Source organism: Bacillus sp. P4_D3, assembly GCF_056401855.1.
This window is the reverse complement of the sequence record NZ_JBFUIN010001068.1, coordinates 1-866: the sequence shown is the minus strand read 5'-3', so window position 1 is coordinate 866 and position 866 is coordinate 1. Positions and strand designations below refer to the sequence as shown.

The 866-nt window shown below is 30.4% G+C and carries 1 pseudogene; it reads right to left on the bottom strand.

Annotated features, from left to right (window positions below):
• Positions 1–365 precede the first annotated feature (365 nt).
• Positions 366–866: pseudogene (locus AC1DTM_RS29200) on the bottom strand (D-alanyl-D-alanine carboxypeptidase); the annotation flags it as partial.

Sequence of the window (866 nt, the reverse complement as noted above, 5' to 3'; positions counted from 1 at the left end):
GATTTTATTAAATTTTTATAAAATTTAATAACAGAAATAAGTACCAGATATCAATTTTTATTGTCACTTGATGGAATAATATATGTTTTTTCATCATGTAACTTTATTAAACTAACCTTGCACCAGAACCCTTTGAATCGAAATATTCATAATAAACGCCATCCTTTCTGTATATTTCTACAAAAAGAATAGCGTTTTTTGATCATATAGGTACAAATTTAGTTTAGCTTGATAGCAATACGAAAAGTTCCGAAGAACCAAATTTGAGAATTAATGCAATCTTCCATTCCAAGCTATCCACATAAGAATCTATAATACTTTGAAATCTTTTATTTCAGATTAATATTTAGTTTTATCCTATAAAGTTAGCTTTTTACTATATCAACCGCACTATCCCACATACAGCTAAAGAATGATCCGATTTCGCGCATAAAACGTGTAAACCAATTTGCTTGTTCTACATCAGATTTTGTTACAAGGTCTACTTGTAATGATTTATCTGATAAAAATCCAGGATCTGTAATATCTTTAGGCGATATAATCATTTGACTAATTGTTACACCTTTTTTAATAGGCGCTTCTTGTTCTTTATTCGATACTTTAAATTCTTTTTTATATACGTCTTTGTTGCCCTTCGGCATTGGAAGTAAAACAGCTTGCTTCGTTTGAACAACTACATCTTTGTCTTTTGCATTTGCTACTTGCACTGTTTCATGCCCTTTTACTACTGAATCTTTTCCATAGACCTTCTTCACTTCAAAATTCGCAAATCCATAATCATACAATTTCTTTGTTWCATCAAAACGTGCTGTATGAGAGTTTGCTTTTATCACTACAGAGATTAGACGCATACCGTTTCTTTCTAC